This is a genomic window from Bacillus sp. NEB1478, from assembly GCF_031582965.1.
GTDB lineage: Bacteria > Bacillota > Bacilli > Bacillales > Fictibacillaceae > Fictibacillus.
In genome coordinates this window covers 3,501,574-3,519,973 of sequence record NZ_CP134049.1, presented here as the reverse complement: position 1 = coordinate 3,519,973, position 18,400 = coordinate 3,501,574, and the positions used below count along the sequence as shown (strand labels likewise).

At 37.6% G+C, this 18,400-nt stretch carries 19 protein-coding genes; 18 read left to right on the top strand and 1 reads right to left on the bottom strand.

Annotated features, from left to right (window positions below):
• Positions 1-29 precede the first annotated feature (29 nt).
• The 15 genes from RGB74_RS17870 to RGB74_RS17805 all read left to right on the top strand — a co-directional run bounded on the left by RGB74_RS17870 (position 30) and on the right by RGB74_RS17805 (position 14,190).
• Positions 30-3,182 carry a DEAD/DEAH box helicase gene (locus RGB74_RS17870; protein WP_310760615.1) on the top strand — a complete coding sequence of 1,051 codons (3,153 nt, stop codon included), beginning with the start codon at positions 30-32 and terminating at the stop codon, positions 3,180-3,182.
• Between the two features lie 108 nt (positions 3,183-3,290).
• Positions 3,291-3,812 carry a sigma-70 family RNA polymerase sigma factor gene (locus tag RGB74_RS17865; protein WP_310760614.1) on the top strand — a complete coding sequence of 174 codons (522 nt, stop codon included), beginning with the start codon at positions 3,291-3,293 and terminating at the stop codon, positions 3,810-3,812.
• On the top strand, positions 3,805-5,115 hold the full coding sequence (locus RGB74_RS17860; RefSeq protein WP_310760613.1) for a DUF4179 domain-containing protein: 1,311 nt from the start codon (positions 3,805-3,807) through the stop codon (positions 5,113-5,115). Before RGB74_RS17865 ends, RGB74_RS17860 begins: the two co-directional genes overlap by 8 nt.
• 98 nt (positions 5,116-5,213) lie before the next feature.
• Entirely contained in the window at positions 5,214-6,353 is a 1,140-nt protein-coding gene (locus tag RGB74_RS17855) for an acyltransferase family protein (RefSeq protein WP_310760612.1), read from the top strand.
• Between the two features lie 125 nt (positions 6,354-6,478).
• Positions 6,479-6,892 carry a VOC family protein gene (locus RGB74_RS17850; protein ID WP_310760611.1) on the top strand — a complete coding sequence of 138 codons (414 nt, stop codon included), beginning with the start codon at positions 6,479-6,481 and terminating at the stop codon, positions 6,890-6,892.
• 235 nt (positions 6,893-7,127) lie between these two features.
• Positions 7,128-8,084 (top strand): heme-dependent oxidative N-demethylase family protein, encoded by a 957-nt coding sequence (locus RGB74_RS17845; RefSeq protein WP_310760610.1) that lies wholly within the window; start codon positions 7,128-7,130, stop codon positions 8,082-8,084.
• Positions 8,081-8,527: a dimethylamine monooxygenase subunit DmmA family protein gene (locus RGB74_RS17840; RefSeq protein ID WP_310760609.1), complete on the top strand. Its 447-nt coding sequence runs from the start codon at positions 8,081-8,083 to the stop codon at positions 8,525-8,527. Before RGB74_RS17845 ends, RGB74_RS17840 begins: the two co-directional genes overlap by 4 nt.
• Positions 8,528-8,539: 12 nt before the next feature.
• Positions 8,540-9,496, top strand: a complete 957-nt coding sequence (locus RGB74_RS17835) for a PDR/VanB family oxidoreductase (protein WP_310760608.1) — start codon at positions 8,540-8,542, stop codon at positions 9,494-9,496.
• Between the two features lie 19 nt (positions 9,497-9,515).
• Entirely contained in the window at positions 9,516-9,755 is a 240-nt protein-coding gene (locus tag RGB74_RS20185) for an IS1096 element passenger TnpR family protein (protein WP_396136078.1), read from the top strand.
• Between the two features lie 132 nt (positions 9,756-9,887).
• A complete protein-coding gene (locus tag RGB74_RS17830) occupies positions 9,888-11,063 on the top strand; it encodes an MFS transporter (protein WP_310760607.1) in 1,176 nt (391 codons plus the stop codon).
• 102 nt (positions 11,064-11,165) lie between these two features.
• Positions 11,166-11,396, top strand: coding sequence for a helix-turn-helix domain-containing protein (locus tag RGB74_RS17825; RefSeq protein WP_310760606.1), 231 nt, complete (start codon positions 11,166-11,168; stop codon positions 11,394-11,396).
• Positions 11,397-11,486: 90 nt separating this feature from the next.
• Complete coding sequence (locus RGB74_RS17820) at positions 11,487-12,323, top strand: STAS domain-containing protein (RefSeq protein WP_310760605.1); 837 nt, start codon at positions 11,487-11,489, stop codon at positions 12,321-12,323.
• A 214-nt stretch (positions 12,324-12,537) separates the two neighbouring features.
• Positions 12,538-13,209: a hypothetical protein gene (locus tag RGB74_RS17815; RefSeq protein ID WP_310760604.1), complete on the top strand. Its 672-nt coding sequence runs from the start codon at positions 12,538-12,540 to the stop codon at positions 13,207-13,209.
• 19 nt (positions 13,210-13,228) lie between these two features.
• Positions 13,229-13,753: a M15 family metallopeptidase gene (locus RGB74_RS17810; RefSeq protein WP_396135993.1), complete on the top strand. Its 525-nt coding sequence runs from the start codon at positions 13,229-13,231 to the stop codon at positions 13,751-13,753.
• A 14-nt stretch (positions 13,754-13,767) separates the two neighbouring features.
• Positions 13,768-14,190, top strand: coding sequence for a hypothetical protein (locus RGB74_RS17805; protein WP_310760603.1), 423 nt, complete (start codon positions 13,768-13,770; stop codon positions 14,188-14,190).
• Between the two features lie 53 nt (positions 14,191-14,243).
• Here the strand turns inward: RGB74_RS17805 and RGB74_RS17800 are convergent, their stop codons facing one another.
• On the bottom strand, positions 14,244-15,905 hold the full coding sequence (locus RGB74_RS17800) for a glutamine--tRNA ligase/YqeY domain fusion protein (protein WP_310760602.1): 1,662 nt from the start codon (positions 15,903-15,905) through the stop codon (positions 14,244-14,246).
• Between the two features lie 231 nt (positions 15,906-16,136).
• Between RGB74_RS17800 and RGB74_RS17795 the strand changes: the two genes are divergently transcribed.
• The 3 genes from RGB74_RS17795 to RGB74_RS17785 all read left to right on the top strand — a co-directional run bounded on the left by RGB74_RS17795 (position 16,137) and on the right by RGB74_RS17785 (position 18,378).
• Positions 16,137-17,063: a dipeptidase gene (locus RGB74_RS17795; RefSeq protein ID WP_310760601.1), complete on the top strand. Its 927-nt coding sequence runs from the start codon at positions 16,137-16,139 to the stop codon at positions 17,061-17,063.
• Between the two features lie 252 nt (positions 17,064-17,315).
• A complete protein-coding gene (locus RGB74_RS17790) occupies positions 17,316-17,999 on the top strand; it encodes an SIMPL domain-containing protein (protein WP_310760600.1) in 684 nt (227 codons plus the stop codon).
• Positions 18,000-18,048: 49 nt separating this feature from the next.
• Positions 18,049-18,378 carry an ArsR/SmtB family transcription factor gene (locus RGB74_RS17785; protein WP_310760599.1) on the top strand — a complete coding sequence of 110 codons (330 nt, stop codon included), beginning with the start codon at positions 18,049-18,051 and terminating at the stop codon, positions 18,376-18,378.
• The last annotated feature ends 22 nt before the right edge of the window (positions 18,379-18,400 follow it).

The following is an 18,400-nucleotide window of genomic DNA, read 5'->3' as shown; positions in this document are numbered from 1 at the left end:
TAAACCAAGACATACTTCAGAGGTGAAATATGCTTAAACAAGGAATTTATGAAGAAATTATTACACAAAAGCTTAAGGACGATCTTTCTCATTTAGAGTTAGGGAAATTTGATGTTGAGAAGGAGAAAATAGATGTGGAGGAAGCCAGAAAACTATTATCTTCTTACATTTCAACTATTACCAGAAAGGCTTTGAAGTTTGTTAGAGATAATGAAAAGGACGATAGAGTCGCTCTACTTAATCAAATTCAAACATGCAATGACATCATTACAATATTAAGTGAAAGACTAGACCAGGATGAATTTCGGGCATTGAAGATTGAAGAAGAAGGCGAAGTATTAACTTCCATTTATTCACGGATAAATTCGGTTCGTAGTATACGAAAAGGTGAGACGATTCGTCCTGTCACGCCTATTTCTCAAAGTTCTCTTTTTACCGGATCTAATTATGAACCGAATATGATGGGGGAATTAAAAAAGGAGATTCTATCTGCAGACTCTATTGATATGCTCGTCTCATTTATAAAATGGAGTGGATTACGTTGTATTTTAGAAGAATTAAAGGTTTTTACTGAAGCCGGGAAAAAGCTTCGCGTAATAACAACTTCTTACATGGAAGCCACTGATTATAAAGCTATTATTGAACTGAGTAAACTACCAAATACCGAAATTAAAATTTCGTACGATGTAGATCGCACACGTCTTCATGCGAAAGCGTATTTGTTTAAACGTGAAACAGGATTCAGTACGGCTTATATTGGATCTTCCAATTTGTCCAATCCAGCTTTAACCTCAGGACTGGAATGGAATATTAAAGTGACAGAGAAAGATTCATTCGATATTTTAAAGAAGTTTGAAGCGACATTTGAAAGCTACTGGAATGATAATGAGTTTAAACAATTCCACATGGAAAATGAACATGACCATGAATTACTCAGACTAGCGCTCTCTAAGGAAAAACTTAAAGAAAAAAATGATCTTCATTTCATATTTGATATTCAGCCATTTTATTATCAAAAAGAAATTCTTGATAATCTGGAAGCCGAAAGATCCATTCACAAACGGATGAAGAATCTAGTGGTAGCTGCAACTGGTGTAGGTAAAACAGTAATATCAGCATTTGATTACAAACGGTTCAAATCACAAAACAAAGGAACTTCACGACTTCTTTTTGTTGCTCATCGTGAAGAGATCCTAAAACAAAGTTTAAACACGTTTCGAGCCATTTTAAAGGATGCGAATTTTGGTGAAATGCTAGTAGGTAGTAGTATACCAACATCAATTGATCATTTATTTGTAAGCATACAGAGCTTTAATAGTAAGAAGCTCTATGAGAGAACGACGAGTGATTATTATGATTTTATTATTGTTGATGAATTTCATCATGCTGCCGCAGAATCCTATCAAAGGTTATTAAACCATTATCAACCGAAAATTTTATTAGGATTAACAGCAACACCAGAACGTATGGACGGTAAAAGTATATTGTCATACTTCGATGATACAATTGCTGCGGAAATGCGTCTAACAGAAGCCGTAGATAAAAAACTGTTAAGTCCTTTTCAGTATTTTTGTGTAAGTGACACGGTAGATTTATCCAAACTAAAGTGGAGTCGAAAAGGGTACGAAATTAAAGAATTGGAGAAAGTGTACACTTCTAATTCGATGAGAAGTAACTTGATCGTAAAAAGTGTCAAAAAATATGTAACTGACCTTGATGATGTTAAAGGTCTTGGATTCTGTGTTTCAGTAGAACATGCAAAATATATGGCTGAATTTTTTAATCAAGTTGGAATCCCTTCTATCGCTTTATACGGAGATGTTCAACAATCTATTCGTCGAGAAGCTCAAGCAAGGCTTGTGAGTGGAGAAATAAAATTTATTTTTGTTGTTGATTTATACAATGAAGGAATTGATATCCCTCAAGTAAATACAGTCCTTTTTTTAAGGCCAACTGAAAGTTTAACAATCTTCCTTCAACAATTGGGTCGTGGTTTGCGGTTAAGTGAGGGAAAAGATTGCCTGACGGTTCTTGATTTTGTAGGACAAGCTCACCAGAACTACAATTTTGAAGAAAAGTTTAGAGCGTTGATCGGGAGAACGAAGCATTCTGTACAATTTTATGTTGAGAATGGATTTTTCAACCTACCTAAAGGGTGTTTCGTTCAGTTAGAGAAACAAGCAAAAGATTATATTTTGAGGAATATTAAATCATCATCAAACACAAAAGCTAACTTGATTTCTAAAATGAAACATTTTGAACAAGATACAGGATTACTATTAACACTCAGCAATTTCCTTACTTATCATCATTTAAACTTGTATGACTTTTATGGTAAAAATGGGGAACGAAGCTTTAGTAGAATGATGGTAGAAGCTGGAGTTAAACCAGACTTTCAGTTTAGTAATGAGACTCTAGTAACAAAACGGCTATCTGCACTTTTTCATTTGAATTCGAGTTATCTTTTAAAATTTTTAATCAAATACATTAATGAAGGATCGGTTACCAATGACGAAGAGCATCTGATGCTTGCAATGTTTTATTATTCCTTTTATAAATCTTGTCCAGAAAAAGAAGGACTAACTTCTATTGAAGAAGGAATACAAAAGATTCTATCTTCATTCGAGTTTAATTCTGAAATTTCAGCTATACTTAACTACCTTTATAACTCACTAGATACTATCGAACATGAGACAAATTTGAAATTTACTACTCCATTACGAGTTCATGGCAAATATTCAACTGCACAAGTATTAGCTGCACTGGGTTATTTTAACGAAGAGAAAAGCCCTGCATTTCGAGAAGGTGTTAAACATTTCAACGATAAAAATCTCGATATATTTTTTACAACTTTAAATAAATCAGAAAAAGATTTCTCTCCATCAACACTTTATGATGATTATGCAGTAAATGAGAGATTGTTTCATTGGCAATCTCAAAGCACAGTAGCAGAGGGAAGTAGTACAGCGAAACGATATATTAATCATCGCCAGAATAACCATCAAATAGCTTTATTTGTTCGTGAATATAAAAAAGAAAATGGATATACATCACCCTTTATTTTCTTAGGAACAGTTGAGCATGTTAGTCATTATGGAAGTAAACCTGTTAGTATTCAATGGCGGTTACATGAAGAGATGCCATCGTATCTCGTTCCAAAAGCGAATAAAAATATCCTGTAATACAGAGAATCAGCTCTTGAAAAAATAGGGCTGATTTTTTTATTAATTTCAAAACTTTTTCCAGTTCCGTAGGTCTAATATATAGATAGGGGTTAAGGGGGCGAAAAGTTGGAGACAGAGCAAGCAGTCAAAAAAGCAATAAAGGGCGATGACGAAGCATTTTTGCAGCTCATTCAAGCTTATAAAATAGATCTATATAAAACGGCTTTATCTTATTTAAGGAATGAGGAAGAAGCGCTAGAAGCCATTCAAGAGGTAACTTACCGATCTTATAAGAGTATCCGCAAGCTGAAAGAACCTTCTTTTTTTAAGACATGGCTGATCCGCATCATGATCAATTATTGTAACGATCAATTAAAAAAGAGGAAGAGACTCGTTTTAAACGACGAGCTGCTGGACGTTCAAGCAGTATCTGAAAATTATACCGAGATGGAGTTAAAGGACGCCATGCTTGGGTTAGATGACCGATCCCGTGAAATTCTGACATTAAAGTATTTTCATGACTTGAAAATAAATGAGATTGCGAGTTCCATGCAATGCCCTGAAGGAACAGTGAAAACATGGCTGAACAAGGCATTGAAAGCATTACGATCCAAACTGGAGGAGAAAGGAGGAAATCTCAATGTTTAAAAATGAAGAGGAAAAATTAACACATTATAAAAATGAATTAGATAATCTTCCTGTTTCGCTAGATTCATTGGATAACGCTATAATGTCTGGTTTTCATAAAGCGAAAAAGGAAAAAAGGAAACGGACTATAACAATGCGAGGCATCTATAGTTTTGTAACAGCCGCTGTATTGCTCATTGGGTTATTTTCTTCAATAAAGATCTCACCGGCATTTGCGAGTTACATTTCTGAAATTCCTGGGATGGAAAAGATCGTGGAGCTCATAGATGACGATAAAGGCAGGATGGCAGCCGTTGAAAAGAAATACTTCCAAAAGCAAAGTGTATCTGATGAAAAAGATGGCTTAAAAGTAACCATTGATGGGACAATATCTGATGAAAAAGGAATTGTTCTTTTTTACACGCTGCATTCTAAGGAAAAAATAAAAGAAATCCAGATTGATAAAGTAAATTTAAAAGCCCAAGATGGAACGGTATTAGATGAAGCCTCTATTTCATACGGAGAATTTCATCAGTCTGAAAAAGGAGAACATTCCTTTAGCGGTGAAATCGAATATTTCTTTGAAGCTCCATTAATAGCTAAAAAATATATCATTGATGTTGAGGTAAAAGGAAAGAAATTCATCTTGCCTTTCACACTAAACGATTTTAAAACCAAAAAAGAATACACAATAAATAGAACAATGGAACTGGATGGCCAGAAAATTAATGTAGAAAAAGCAGTAATTTATCCTTTAAGGGTGGCTATTCATTTGAAGATGGATCCGAATAACACAAAACAGATTCTGAATCTAGATGATCTTCGTCTTGTGGATGGGAACAATGAAGTGTGGGGGAAAATTGCAAATGGTGCTACCGGATCAGGTGACAAAGATACAGAGCAAGAAATCTATTTGCAAAGCAACTATTTTACAGATCCAAATGTGCTTTATTTAGTTTTAGGCAGTGCCCAGGCTGTTGATAAAAAAGATTTAAAGGTTGTTGTTGATACCGATAAGCTGGAAATTCTAAAACAGCCAACTGGAGAAGTGTTGCAGAACATCCGGTTTGAGGAAGAAAGAGGGCTTGTATTTGAGCTTCATTCAAGCAAACAATTTAACTTTGAAGTCTTCGGTGATATTATTGACGCAAGCGGAAATAAAATAGATGTACATGAACAATCAATGAGTTCAAGTGACGAGAAGAAAGTTACTGAATTAGGTATTAAGCTTCCTCCAAAGAACACTTTTAAAAACCCAATATCTATGGAATTAAACTATTATCCTTCTTGGATAAAAGGTCACGAAAAAATAAGAATAAAATAATATTTTTTAGGAAGATGAAATTATTGTAGTTTCATCTTCTTTTTTTGTGTCACAAAATGTAAAATATTACTAAAATGAATTTTGTTCTGAGGTGGAGTATGGAGAATCACGATATCTTTTTAAAGAGACAGTATGATATGGATTGGATTCGTGTTTTGGCTACAGTTGGTGTCTTTCTTTACCATTGCTCAATGTTTGTGAATCCTTTTCCTTGGCACGTAAAAAATAATGAAATTGATTCTAGCAGTATTCTAGTTTTCTCACTTTTTGTTGGGGCTTGGATCATGCCGATTTTCTTTGCGGTTTCTGGTGTAAGTGTTTCTTATGCTTTCGAAAAAAGGAGTGTGTCATTGTATCTTAAAGAACGGCTAAAAAGGTTAGGGGTACCCCTTTTGTTTGGTGTATTATTTTTGACTCCTCCACAGATTTATATGGAACGAGTGGCTAACAACCAATTTAACGGTTCGTATTTTGAGTTTTTTCCTCATTTCTTTGATGGGATCTATTTAGACTTTGGAGGGACAGGGAATTTTGCATTCTTTGGTCTGCATCTGTGGTATTTACTTGTTCTCGTCGTATTTTCTTTTTTGACCATTCCATTGTTTAAAGGAATCACTAAAAAGGGTGAATTTAGACTCATTCATTATTGTCTGTTGCCTATATTTCTTTTTGCTTCCGGATTGATTAAGACACAAGGATTAGGTGGCTGGGACCTAATGTTTTATTTGCTCGTTTTTATTTATGGCTATTATTTCTTTTCAAGTGAAGCTTTTAAACAAACGTTTAAATCTACCTTCAGATTTAACCTTGTTTTGGCTTTTATTTCTTCTGTCATTTACATCAATTGGTTTATGAAGGCATACCCTCAACAGGGGTCAGAACAAGAAATACTCTTTTTTGCTGTGCGCACTATAAATTGCTGGAGTTTATTATTATGTATCTTCTTCCTGGCAGATAAATATTTGTCATTTTCAAATGACTTTCATAAGTACGCGAGTGAAGCTTCAATGCCATTTTATATACTTCATCAGCCGATTATTTTGTGCTTAGGGTTTATGATTCGGAATTTGGCATGGCCCATTTCATTAAAGCTGCTTTTCCTAATACCCATTTCGTTTCTAATTATCATGCTCTGCTATCATTTTGTCATTCAAAAGTTTAGTATATTAAGATTTTTATTTGGAATGAAAGGAAAAAGGGTACGCGTGGAAAAAGAAGTAGTACAGCCAGCTTTGTAACAAAGGTATTGAACAAAAATAATAACTCGCCAAATCACGCTGAAGCTGATAAGTAATTAAAGAATTTTGCGGATTGATTTTTAACTCTTTATAATTCAAGACAACAAAAGGAAGAGGTGATCGGAATGAGACTGGATCATACAGGAATCGCTGTTCGGCGGATAGATGAAGCGATTGAATTTTATACAAATGTATTAGGCGGGAAGTTGACTGAACGTTATACGAGTGAAAAGCCTGGAGTTGAGACGCACATCGCAGTAATTGAATTGGAGAATCAAGTGATTGAACTGCTTGAACCGACCAGCAGAACATCTCCTGTTGAGCGATTCATCCGTCAAAAAGGGAAAGGCGTGCATCATCTAGCTTATGAAGTGGACGATCTTCTCGAAACCATAAAAGACTTTGAGAATAGAGGATTTACTTTTTTAAAGGATACGTACCGGACAAATCCGTTTGGCAGAAGATTAATTTACATGAACCCGATTCACTCACAAGGGCAGATCATAGAGTTATGTGATTATCCTGAGAAAAAAGAATAGGGAATATGAAAATCAGGAGGACGTATAGTCTCTCCTGATTGTTTTTTGTTAGAAACCATTTTTATGATCGAGTCAGGGCGTTATCCAACAAACGCAGCATGTAATCCAAAAATCGTCTGTAAAAACCTCCATAAGTGAGATTATTTATTCCGCTTTTCCATTACCTTCCTACTTTCATTACCCACCTATTTTCTATACAATAAATTATAAGAATATTCAGTTAAAGGGTGAGGGTATGAAGTGGACGACCAATTTGGAACAGTTTCCGTATCCGTTTAAAGGTTCAACTTATCGCTATTCGAATAACTCCATACCGATGAAAAGTCCGATCAGTATCGAAATTACTCCAAGTTACATGGAAGAGATGCAGTTGAAAAGGGATCTGTTAACCCATCATTCTGAACGTTGTTATCAATCATTGCCACATACGTTTACAGGGCAGTGGGAGATTGTAGATTTAGTGATCGATCATCTTGTTAGCGCGTACCCTCAACATTTTTCATTACAAAAATCCGATAACGAGTGGACTTTCCACAATAAGCTTTTTAATGAAGTGCATTTCTTTACATTTGGCGACAACAGCACACTTCCATTTGAACCGCTGCATTTTATCAGTCGTCATGTACAGGAGGATTTGATCTACATGATGCAAAGGGATGGGGATCTTTATCTGGATGCGGGTCAGCTTTGCTTTCCGGCAAACTGGTCGCTCGCATTTAATTTAGGAATGGCGTTTAAAAGCATCCACCATCCGATTCCCGGTTTTAATGAAGAAGGTTTAGATGCGAGAATTATGCAATTTCTTTTGAGGCTGGAAGCGGGTAACCCTTGGGAGCGGAAAAACTGGTCGCTCATGGCGGGGGATCGACTCGATACATCAATTGAAACGTTTGATGAGTGGGGTAAGTTAAGAAAACAAGTAACAAAGGAGAATACAGGCGAACTCGTCCACTTAAGGATTGAAGTTCAGAAATTGTTCCGATTACCAAGAACGAACAGCATCCTTTTTACGATTCATACACATCTTTTATCCTTAGAAAATTTAACTTCTAATCCAGCGTGGCTGCAGCAGTTTTACGACATACTATCCGAGCTTCCATCACAGATTTATGACTATAAAGGAATTTCTTTATACCGTGATGAGGTCTTGGCGTATTTAAGTGAACGGATGAAAAGTGAGAAAGTCCTATGACACATGATGGCGTTTTTATAGGAAACAAAAGAAAGTATTTGTTTTGTGCTGATCAACAGGGGATGAAGCTGCTGAGTGATGTAATGGAGCAGGCGAGTGAAAAAGAGATCTTTCGATTTGAAGATGAGCGGGACTGGACGGAGTTTACTAGCTTTTTAGAAAAGCAAAAAATAGGTACTTACCTGTATGTTTCCCTTCCGCCTAACGATCTTTCTCAGGCAAGAAAGCTTAGTGAGGATGCAGGTTTTTCTGAAGGGGACGCGCAGTTTATTGGATACGGTGAAAAAGTAGTTCGAGTTTTTTGCTGCCGTTGTCATGGAATAAACAAAAAGGTTGATAAGCAACTGGAAATCTTTTGTCAACATTGCGGTTTGGAGCTTTCGATTTCGGATCACTATTCTAAAACGCACGATGCTTATTTGGGATATGTGGCGAAACTGTAGGGGTGATAATCGTTGTATAAAGAAAAAACGATACGGGTATTTGTGAAATCGATTGATAAGGAGACAGAAAATGTAAAACGCTTCGCTTTAGCGGCGCTTGATGGAAACCTGCTCCCGAAATTTAGTGGAGGTGCGCATATTGCTGCATACATCGAAACGCCTAACGGATTGATCGTAAGACACTATTCTTTGACAAGCGGTCCAGATGAAACGCAATATTACAAGATAGCTGTCAGGTTGAGCGAATTTTCTAGGGGCGGGTCTCGATATTGGCATCAGCATATAAAGGTTGGCGATGAGCTGGAAATCAGTTATCCAAAGAATCACTTCCCGCTCAGTTTTAAAGCGAGGCATCATGTGTTTTATGCGGCTGGGATTGGTATAACTCCCTTTTTATCAATGATAGAAGAACTTCAAGAGAAAGGTTCTTCATTTGAGCTTCATTATGCTTCAAAGTCAAAAGACATTTGTGCTTTTTATGACTTTTTAAAACAACACTATCGGGACCAAACTCAATTCTATTTTTCTAAAGATCAGCAACGTATGAACACGCACATTTTAGAAAATCACAGAATGGGAACGCACGTATATTTCTGCGGTCCTGACTCCTTTATAACTGAATTTACAGATGCGGCAATTCGAATGGGCTACACCAAGATGAATATCCACTTTGAACGTTTCACACCGCCGCAGCCAAAGAATCTTAAACCTTTTCTAGTAGAATTAAAAGATGGCCATCTAATTTCTGTTAATAAAGATCAAACCCTTTTAAATGCTCTCCATGAACATGGAGTCCAAGTCCCTTATTCATGCCAAGTTGGACGGTGCGGAACTTGTGAAGTGAGAGTAAGAGAAGGGGAAATCGAACATTTTGATTCATTTCTTAATGACGAGCAGCAGAAATCGAACGCCATGATCTTAACTTGTGTTTCACGGGCGAAATCAGATAAGGTAGTGTTAGAGATTTAGCTGAACAAAGTAGGAAGTACTGATTGAAGATGGGCCTAGATATCCTCATTGTCTTGAAGGCAGCCGCAGCCGTCCTCCTGAGGATGTTGGAGGTCCTGGAGGATATTCTTATTTCCTTTCTATCATTGGAAATCCTAAGGACGAAGAATATGAACACATGATGCAATGGGCGGAGGAAGATACAGATGGCCGTCAGTTTGATCCGGAACATTTCGATTTAAAGGAAATGAATCGCCGCCTGAAAAAAATCAAATGTTAATTTTTGAGCTTAACCTTTTTAGAAAAGATTAATCAGGTGTATAATTTACAATTGAAAATTAATGATTCAAGTCTGACTGAAGCCTTCGTTTCAGCAGACTTTTCTTATTTCAGATGACGAGGAGTTTTCTCTTTGAAATACCGTATTCTTATTGTTTATTTAGTAGCGATTGCTGCATTTCTTGGTCCTTTTTCACAAACGATCTATGTTCCTATTATTCCAGAAGTAACAAAGGAACTTCATACGACGCCATTCTTAGTCAATGTATCGATCTCGATCTATACGGTTTTCTTAGCGTTGATGCAGATGGTCTACGGTCCACTTACAGACTCAATTGGCCGGCGGAAAGTGATGCTGACCGGACTGCTTATTTATTTGGCAGCAACGATTGGCTGTTATTTTTCAGAGTCCATAGAATTTCTGCTCATCTTCCGTTCGTTGCAAGCGGTAGGAATTGCTGCAGGTTCAGTTGTAGCAGTAACTGTTATCGGCGATTTATTTGAAGGCAAGAATCGCATCCAGCCGATGGGGACTTTTCAGATGATGGTTTCTCTTGGTCCTGTTGTAGGTCCTGTTGCTGGCGGATTTTTGAGTGGTTCGTTTGATTTTCATATGGTTTTCGTTGCTTTATTGTGTGTAGGAATTATCGTGTTTGCGGGGAATTACTTTTATTTAAAAGAAACGAAACCAGAGTCCCATCAAAAGCAAAATTTTAGATTCGTAGATTTTATTAAGATTTTACAAAACCGAATAGGTTTTTCGGTTATTGGTCTTGGGTTCATCCAATATTATGGGTTGTATAACTTTTTAGTATTCCTGCCAGGAATCATGAGTGAACGCTATTCTTTATCTGTGGAGCAAAAGGGTCTTGTTTTCCTTCCATTATCGCTTGGTATAGTGGCGGGCAGCATTATCGGTGGAAAGCTTCGAAGATTTGATGAAAGAAAGGTGGTCGTATACACAACTTTTATGAATACAGCTTCTTTATTGTTGTTTATTTTGGTGTCGCATATTTCACTGCCCTTGCTTATCATTTCTATTAGTCTCTTTGGTCTGTTTTTAGGAACATCACTTCCGGTACAGACGGCTTTGCTTACTCAGCAGTTTCAGGAAAATCGTGCGACTGCGATTGGGGCATATAATTTCTTTCGTTACATGGGAATGGCAGTTGGCCCGATATTAGGAAGCATGCTGTTTCATTTAGGCAGTTACGGGCTTTTATATGGATTCATTGATGTGGCATTTTTATTGTTTGCAATCGTTATGACTAAGACTTTATTAAACAAGAAAAGATCATTCCAGGATTAATGGAATAATTTTTTGGCTCGTGCAGTTGGGGTGAACATTGAAGAGTTATCATTCTTCTTGTAAGCTTAGGTTAACTATGAGTAGGACAAGGTGGGATAGGTTATGTACCTTACAATAAAGGAAACGGCAGAATATTTATCGATGTCTGAAGAATTCATTGAACGTTTAATTCAGGAGAAAAAGATTCGTGCTCTTTTTGATGGAACCCAACATTTGATCAATAAAGACCAGTTCGACACACATCTAGAACAAATGGAAAAATATAAAGAATTAATAGAAGAATATTTAAGCGAACCTATTCCAGAGGATTGGGATGCAAAAGACGAAGATTAATAGTTTGTAAAAATTGTAAAATCACTCTGACAGATATATGATAAAGAAAAGAAGGTTTTCATTCGTAATGGCAGAATTGGAGAGTGAGAAATGCATAGAGATAAAGAACTTCACGCATTTTTAATAGATAAAACTTGGCAAATGACGGAAGATTGGTATGCTTCTATCGACAAAAGTAAAGTTTCTGGGGTCTATGCTTCTACTGATCCTAAAACCATTGCCACTCTAAAAAAACAAAATCACGGCTTTCATCTGCATTTTTGTGAAGTTTTCGTTACCGAGGAGTCCAAGTTTCTAAAAGACTTCGAGAAATGGGTAATCATGATTGCACAGGACGAAGAACATTTAAATACTCCTGTTACAGTCATTATGAACGAATTTTTTAGTGTTCAAAAACAGTACCTCAGTTTTGTGAAAGAGTTTGTTTACCTGCATGAAGGTGAATATCCTCAAACGACGATTGACTCTTGGAATGAAATTATCATTAGTACATTTAATAAAATCGTTACCTGGTTTGTTGAGGAAAATCAAAAAGTATCAATTCAAAGATTAGAAGCTCAGCAGGAGATGATCAATGAATTAAGTACACCGGTTATTGCGCTGAATAATCAGATGGGACTTCTCCCATTAATTGGGGAAATTGATACGACGAGAGCACGATTCATAGTGGAGAATACGCTGAAGCATTGTATAGATAAAGATATCTCCCATCTCTTGATAGATTTATCTGGTGTTCTTATCATTGATACAATGGTCGCACAGCAGATTTTCCAGTTAATCGAAACACTGAGTTTAATCGGCGTAAAATCGACATTGTCTGGAATCAGACCAGAGATCGCAATGACAGCCATACAGCTAGGACTTTCTTTTGAAAGTATCTCGATAAAATCTAATCTAGCACAGGCGATTAGTGAAGGAACTCAATAGATCCAGTGATGTGAACCGACATCAAAAGGTTGCTTGCAGAAGTAATCCTTTGGTGCCGGTTTTTTTATTCTGGATGGAAGTGGGCGTGGATTGGCTGGTTTTGCCTTTAAGTAGCCCAAAGCATGTACAGTCTTTGCCGAATAATGTCGACTCGTGGTCATGTCAGGTGTTTTTGTGGAATTACGGTTGATTACCGTTGAATTATGGAGCATGAGTGTGGAATTATGATGGATTACCGTGGAATTATGTTGTCACAGCATCAGTAGAGATAGATATTCCGAAGCATATGTATGAAAAAGACCCTCAAATTTTAAATATCCTCTTTCATTATGGAAAATATGGTAAATTTAGTATATTGAGAGAGTTACAAGGGGGAGAAAAGGTGACGAGCAAGGAAAATTTGATTGCTGATGCATTAAAATGGCTTGGATGGGCCTGTTTAGCTGCAGGGCTTTTATTAGGATTGATTCATTTAACCTCTGTATTGCCAGGGGATCCCGCAGAAAATCATCAAGGTCTTGTTTCATTCGCCTACGCTGCTGGCGGTGTTATATGGTGCGTCATTTTTTTAGGATTTTCTGAAGTGGTCGGACTCCTCCAAGGTATTTATAATCAAGGGGAGAGAAAGCGAAAGCCGTCATCTACTTTAAAGAAAATAGAAAAAATGAAAATGCCATATGAACTATCGAATGAACCTCTTTATGACTACGAAAATGAAATTAAGAATCATTATTTTACACACAATCGATTTGTAGATTCGATTGAACATACTATAATGGACGATGTGTTTAAAGTTAGCATCAACGGTGAGGTGGAATATATCGAGCTTGGCGGATTTAAGCCGGTCGTTTTATCAGAAGAGGCATTTAACAAAATGCTGGAGTAACAGGAGGACTTTGCCTCAAGTGAAATTTAAAACATTTATTTTTATTGCTGTTTTGTTCGTGTTATTTTATTGGATTATTGACGAAATGCGAAGAAAGAATGTACCAATGCCAACTGAGATAAATCCTATTGTAGCGTCGCATCGGGATCAGCTCATTCAAAGAGCAGCTCAAAAGGGGATCAATATCGTGATTACCGATGATTTTCGTTCAGCTGCAGAACAGGATAAATTATACGCTCGTGGAAGAACGACTGAAGGAACGATCGTGACACATGTGGAGGGCGGGGAATCGTACCATAATTATGGGCTTGCGATTGATTTTGCCCTTCTTTTGAAAGATGGAACCGTTGTGTGGGATTTGAAACGTGATGATAATAAAAACGGAAAGTCGGATTGGATGGAAGTAGTCGCGATCGGAAAGGAATTAGGATTTGAGTGGGGTGGAGATTGGTATGGTTTTAAAGACTATCCACACATGGAGATGGATTTTGGGTTAAGCATTCGCGAACTGCAATATGGTGAACGGCCGCCAGTGAAGGAATAGGGGAAAAAGCAAATATGAAATGGGTAAAGTTCATTGCCATTATTAGTATGGCGGTTCTGTTTATTGGGTTTCTTTATTTTAGGATGGAACAAAAATTTACTCCCCCTACTCAAGATGAAATCCAAGTGGGATATAAAGTAGATGATGAAAGTGCTAAGATAAATGACCTAACGTACACTATTAAAAGAAAGCAGCCTTTTCATGTCGGTGTCATCTACGCAAATATGGTTGAAAAAGATGATGAGACTGCTGCTAAATTGCAAATACTGAAAACAGAAAATAAGCTGGTTGTATTTGAAGATACTTGGCAAGATACAAATGGAACATCAGGAAAAATAAATGAAATTGATCCGAAGAGCTGGGAATCGGGACAGTACTGGATTAAGCTATACCGTGGAGATAAGCTGATTAGAACGAAAGAGATAAAAGTTAATTGATTCATAAAAGCAAAAGGCGTACACCGTGTCTGATCGGGTACGCCTTTATCTTATTACAGCTTAAATGAACTTTTCAATGATACGATTTCGTTGAATACGATTTTGTCTTCTGTTGTATGCTTTGGATCTACGTTGAAGTATCCGTGGCGGAAGAATTGGAACTTGTCTTGCGGTTTCGCATCCTTCATGTTCGCTTCGATAAATCCTTGTTTTACCACCAATGACTCTTTGTTTACGTAATCCAAGAATGTTTTACCTTCGCTGTCTTCTTCGTTTTCCATATCTGCATCCATGATAAGCGGTTCATACACACGGAACTCAGCTGGCACAGCTTGAGTTGCTTCTACCCAGTGAAGTGTTCCTTTTACTTTGCGGCCAGTAAATCCTGTACCGGACTTTGTTTCAACGTCATACGTACAATGAAGCTCAACTACATTACCGTTTTCGTCTTTTATAAAATCTTCACATTTAATGAAGTAAGCATGTTTTAAACGAACTTCGTTTCCTGGGAAGAGGCGGAAGTACTTTTTCGGAGGATCCTCCATGAAGTCTTCACGCTCGATATAGATTTCGCGGGAGAAAGGAATTTGACGTGATCCCATCTCTTCGTTTTCAGGGTTGATTTCAGCATCCAGCATTTCAACTTGTCCTTCAGGATAGTTCGTGATAACGACTTTAAGCGGATCAACAATCCCCATTGTACGAGGTGCTTTTACTTTTAAGTCTTCCCGAATAAAATGCTCAAGCATCGCCGTGTCGGCAAGACCGGAACCTTTTGAAACGCCGGTTTCTTTTACAAAATTAACGATTGACTCTGGTGTGTATCCTTTTCGGCGTAATCCTGAGATCGTTGGCATGCGCGGATCGTCCCATCCATCCACATATCCTTCATCTACAAGCTGCTTTAATTTACGCTTACTCATAACCGTGTTGATAAGACCTAAACGGCCAAACTCGATTTGCTGAGGCTGAACTTCCATCTCACACTCTGCAACAACCCAGTTATAAAGAGGGCGCTGGTCTTCAAACTCAGTCGTACAAAGCGAGTGTGTAACGCCTTCAATTGCGTCCTCGATCGGATGAGCGAAAGCATACATTGGATAGATGCACCATGTATCTCCTGTGTTATGGTGAGTTGCGTGAGATACGCGGTATAGAACAGGGTCACGCAAGTTAATGTTTGGTGAACTCATATCAATTTTTGCACGAAGCACTTTTTGTCCGTTTTCGAATTCGCCTTTACGCATGCGGTCGAATAGATCCAAGTTCTCTTCAACAGAACGATCACGATAGGGGCTTTCTTTTCCAGGTTGCGTTAATGTTCCGCGGTATTCACGGATCTCTTCTGCGTTTAAGTCATCCACGTATGCTTTTCCTTTTTTGATTAAAAGAACAGCGCGTGTGTACATTTCTTCAAAGTAATCAGAAGCATAGCGAAGGTTCTCCCATTCGAAGCCAAGCCATTCTACGTCTTTTTTGATTGCATCAACGTACTCTTGATCTTCTTTTAATGGGTTTGTATCATCAAAGCGAAGGTTCGTTTCTCCGCCAAATTCATCTGCAAGTCCGAAGTTAATTACGATTGATTTTGCATGTCCAATATGAAGATATCCGTTTGGTTCTGGGGGGAAGCGTGTAACGATTTTCTTATGTTTTCCGGATTCCAGATCACCTTGGATGATTGTTTTAATAAAATTTGAAGAACTATTCTCCATCCCGTATCAAGCCTTTCCTTATATGTAAACTAAAGTATACTTTACATTATAACAAAAATAATTTTCAACTAAACGTATTCTTTTGCTTTTATCTGCGGTTTACAAGGAAAAGCCTATTATAGGATGATATAAGAATGAGAACAAACCTTAAACAATACTCTTTAGGGAGAAGTAGTTTACATTACACATTCTATTGTTAAGGGATGATTATTAGAAACGGTGGGATCAGATATGAATGTTATTGACTTGCATTGTGATGCTTTATTAAAGCTTTGGGAAACAAAGGGTGATTTGCGTTATGCGGATGCACCTGAACTTGCCACAAATAAAGAACGTCTTCAAAAAGGGAAAGTGAAGGTTCAGTTTTTTGCTATTTTCATAGAACCGTTTATTCCATATGACCAAAAGTTTCAAGCTGCTTTAGACCAAGTGGATCATTTTTATCGTGAAGTCCTCGGTAATAATCCGGAGATGAAGCATTTAAAGAATTGGTCTGATTTTGATACATTAAAAGATGGCGAAATAGGTGCGATACTAACACTTGAAGGTGTTGACGCGATTGGTGATGATATTTCAAAGCTCAGTATTCTTCACCACTTAGGTGTTCGGTTGATCGGTCTAACATGGAATCATGCGAATCTAGCTGCCGATGGAGCACAAGAACCGCGCGGAGCAGGTCTGACATTGTTCGGAAAAGAAATCGTCCGATTTAATAATCAGCATCACATTTTAACGGATGTCTCTCATTTGTGCGACAGAGCTTTTTGGGACGTAATGGAGATCGCGAAATATCCTTTGGCAAGCCATTCTAATTCGCGCGCTTTATGCAATCATCCGCGTAATTTAACAGATGAGATGGCAAAAGAGATGTTCCAAAAAGGCGGAGTGGTTCATGTTGTTTATAATCCACCTTTTACAAAGAGTGAAGGATCAGCGAGCATTTCTGATTTAATAAAGCATATTGATCATTTTTGCGGATTAGGCGGTGTGAAACAGATTGGTTTAGGATCGGATTTTGATGGTATTACTAATCTCATTGTTGATCTTGAGGATGCATCGAAAACCCAGAACCTAATAAATGAACTGTTGAAACATTACAAAGAGGACGAAGTAAAAGGCTTTGCCTATCAAAACTTCCTAAACTATCTGCCAAGATAAAAGAACGGTTGAATAATTTTATAACGATTATATGAGTGTTTGTCGTCTTAGTGCGGCAAATGCTTATTTTTGTACTATCAGAAAGTATAACTTGTTTGCAGTAGGGATGGTCATAGCAGAAATATATAGGCAACGAAGGCTTACGGAAAAGACTTGCGTCAGCCAAGTTTTCTTTATTGGTAAAGAGTGTTCTTCTTTTATTAAAAGTGCTTGCATAGCTTGTAGGGAGTACGAAGAGAAAGGAGATTGCAGATGTATTACAGTCAGCCTGGCTATCCAGCAATGGGAAGCGGACAGTCACAAGCTCCAACGAAGCCAAATCGCTTAATGGTTACAGGTGAAGGGTCTGTTTATGCAAATCCGGATCGTGCAGTGATTACGATCGGTGTAATTACGGAAAACCGAAACTTAAGTATCGCACAAAAAGAAAATACAGATAAAACGTCAGCAGTAATCAACTCACTGCTGGCACTTGGAATTCCTCAAAACGATATTCAGTCGATTGCATACCGAATTGAACCACAGTACGACTATGTAGAGGGTAAACAGATCTTCAGAGGATATAAGGTGGAGCACCAGCTTCAAGTTACAATTAAAGATTTGGGCAAAACAGGGCAGGTAATCGACATCGCAGTTGCGAGTGGAGCAAACTTTGTTTCGTCGATTCAATTCACCGTTTCAAACCCTGATTCTTTTTATAATCAGGCACTGACTTTAGCGATTCAAAATGCTCAGCAAAAAGCAATCGTGATGGCACGGGCACTGCAAGTTACGCTTAGCCCTGTGCCGATTGTCGTTCAAGAACTTTCTCAAAACTTGCCGCCTAGACCGATTCTTTTTCAAGCGATGTCACTTGCCCAAGATTCTGGTGTTCCGATCCAGCCCGGCGAAAACAAGATCACAGCCACAGTAAAAATTGAATTTATGTATGGGTAAGTAAGGTATAATTTGACAGGTGAGAGCGGAGAGAATTATACTTAACCAAATGGTTAAATATAATAGCGAGAATTTGAATGATGTATTTTCTGTTTTATCCGATCCGACAAGACGGAGCATTATCGAGCAGCTGTCAAAAGGAGAAAGGAGTGTCCAGGAGTTAGCTGAGCCTTTTGATATGTCGCTTCCGGCAATCTCGAAACATTTAAAAGTTTTGGAGAATGCGGGTCTTGTAACGCAGCGGAAGGAAGGCCGTTACCGATATTATTCCATGAAGCCAGAGTCGATGGATTGTGCCTGTGAATGGATGACTGCATTAAAACAAATATGGACAAAGTTTGAAGATATGTTTGGCGGAAACAAAAATAAAAAGCAGTGAAGTTTACGTTTGGAGTGTGAAA

Bases quoted from the DNA above. Each gene is read 5' to 3' on its own strand.
- RGB74_RS17850 (WP_310760611.1), top strand. From the start codon at position 6,479: ATGAGACTGGATCATACAGGAATCGCTGTTCGGCGGATAGATGAAGCG.
- RGB74_RS17820 (WP_310760605.1), top strand. From the start codon at position 11,487: ATGCATAGAGATAAAGAACTTCACGCATTTTTAATAGATAAAACTTGG.
- RGB74_RS17855 (WP_310760612.1), top strand. From the start codon at position 5,214: ATGGAGAATCACGATATCTTTTTAAAGAGACAGTATGATATGGATTGG.
- RGB74_RS17790 (WP_310760600.1), top strand. From the start codon at position 17,316: ATGTATTACAGTCAGCCTGGCTATCCAGCAATGGGAAGCGGACAGTCA.
- RGB74_RS17860 (WP_310760613.1), top strand. From the start codon at position 3,805: ATGTTTAAAAATGAAGAGGAAAAATTAACACATTATAAAAATGAATTA.
- RGB74_RS17795 (WP_310760601.1), top strand. From the start codon at position 16,137: ATGAATGTTATTGACTTGCATTGTGATGCTTTATTAAAGCTTTGGGAA.
- RGB74_RS17785 (WP_310760599.1), top strand. From the start codon at position 18,049: ATGGTTAAATATAATAGCGAGAATTTGAATGATGTATTTTCTGTTTTA.
- RGB74_RS17805 (WP_310760603.1), top strand. From the start codon at position 13,768: ATGAAATGGGTAAAGTTCATTGCCATTATTAGTATGGCGGTTCTGTTT.
- RGB74_RS17840 (WP_310760609.1), top strand. From the start codon at position 8,081: ATGACACATGATGGCGTTTTTATAGGAAACAAAAGAAAGTATTTGTTT.
- RGB74_RS17825 (WP_310760606.1), top strand. From the start codon at position 11,166: ATGTACCTTACAATAAAGGAAACGGCAGAATATTTATCGATGTCTGAA.
- RGB74_RS17870 (WP_310760615.1), top strand. From the start codon at position 30: ATGCTTAAACAAGGAATTTATGAAGAAATTATTACACAAAAGCTTAAG.
- RGB74_RS17845 (WP_310760610.1), top strand. From the start codon at position 7,128: ATGAAGTGGACGACCAATTTGGAACAGTTTCCGTATCCGTTTAAAGGT.
- RGB74_RS17800 (WP_310760602.1), bottom strand. From the start codon at position 15,905: ATGGAGAATAGTTCTTCAAATTTTATTAAAACAATCATCCAAGGTGAT.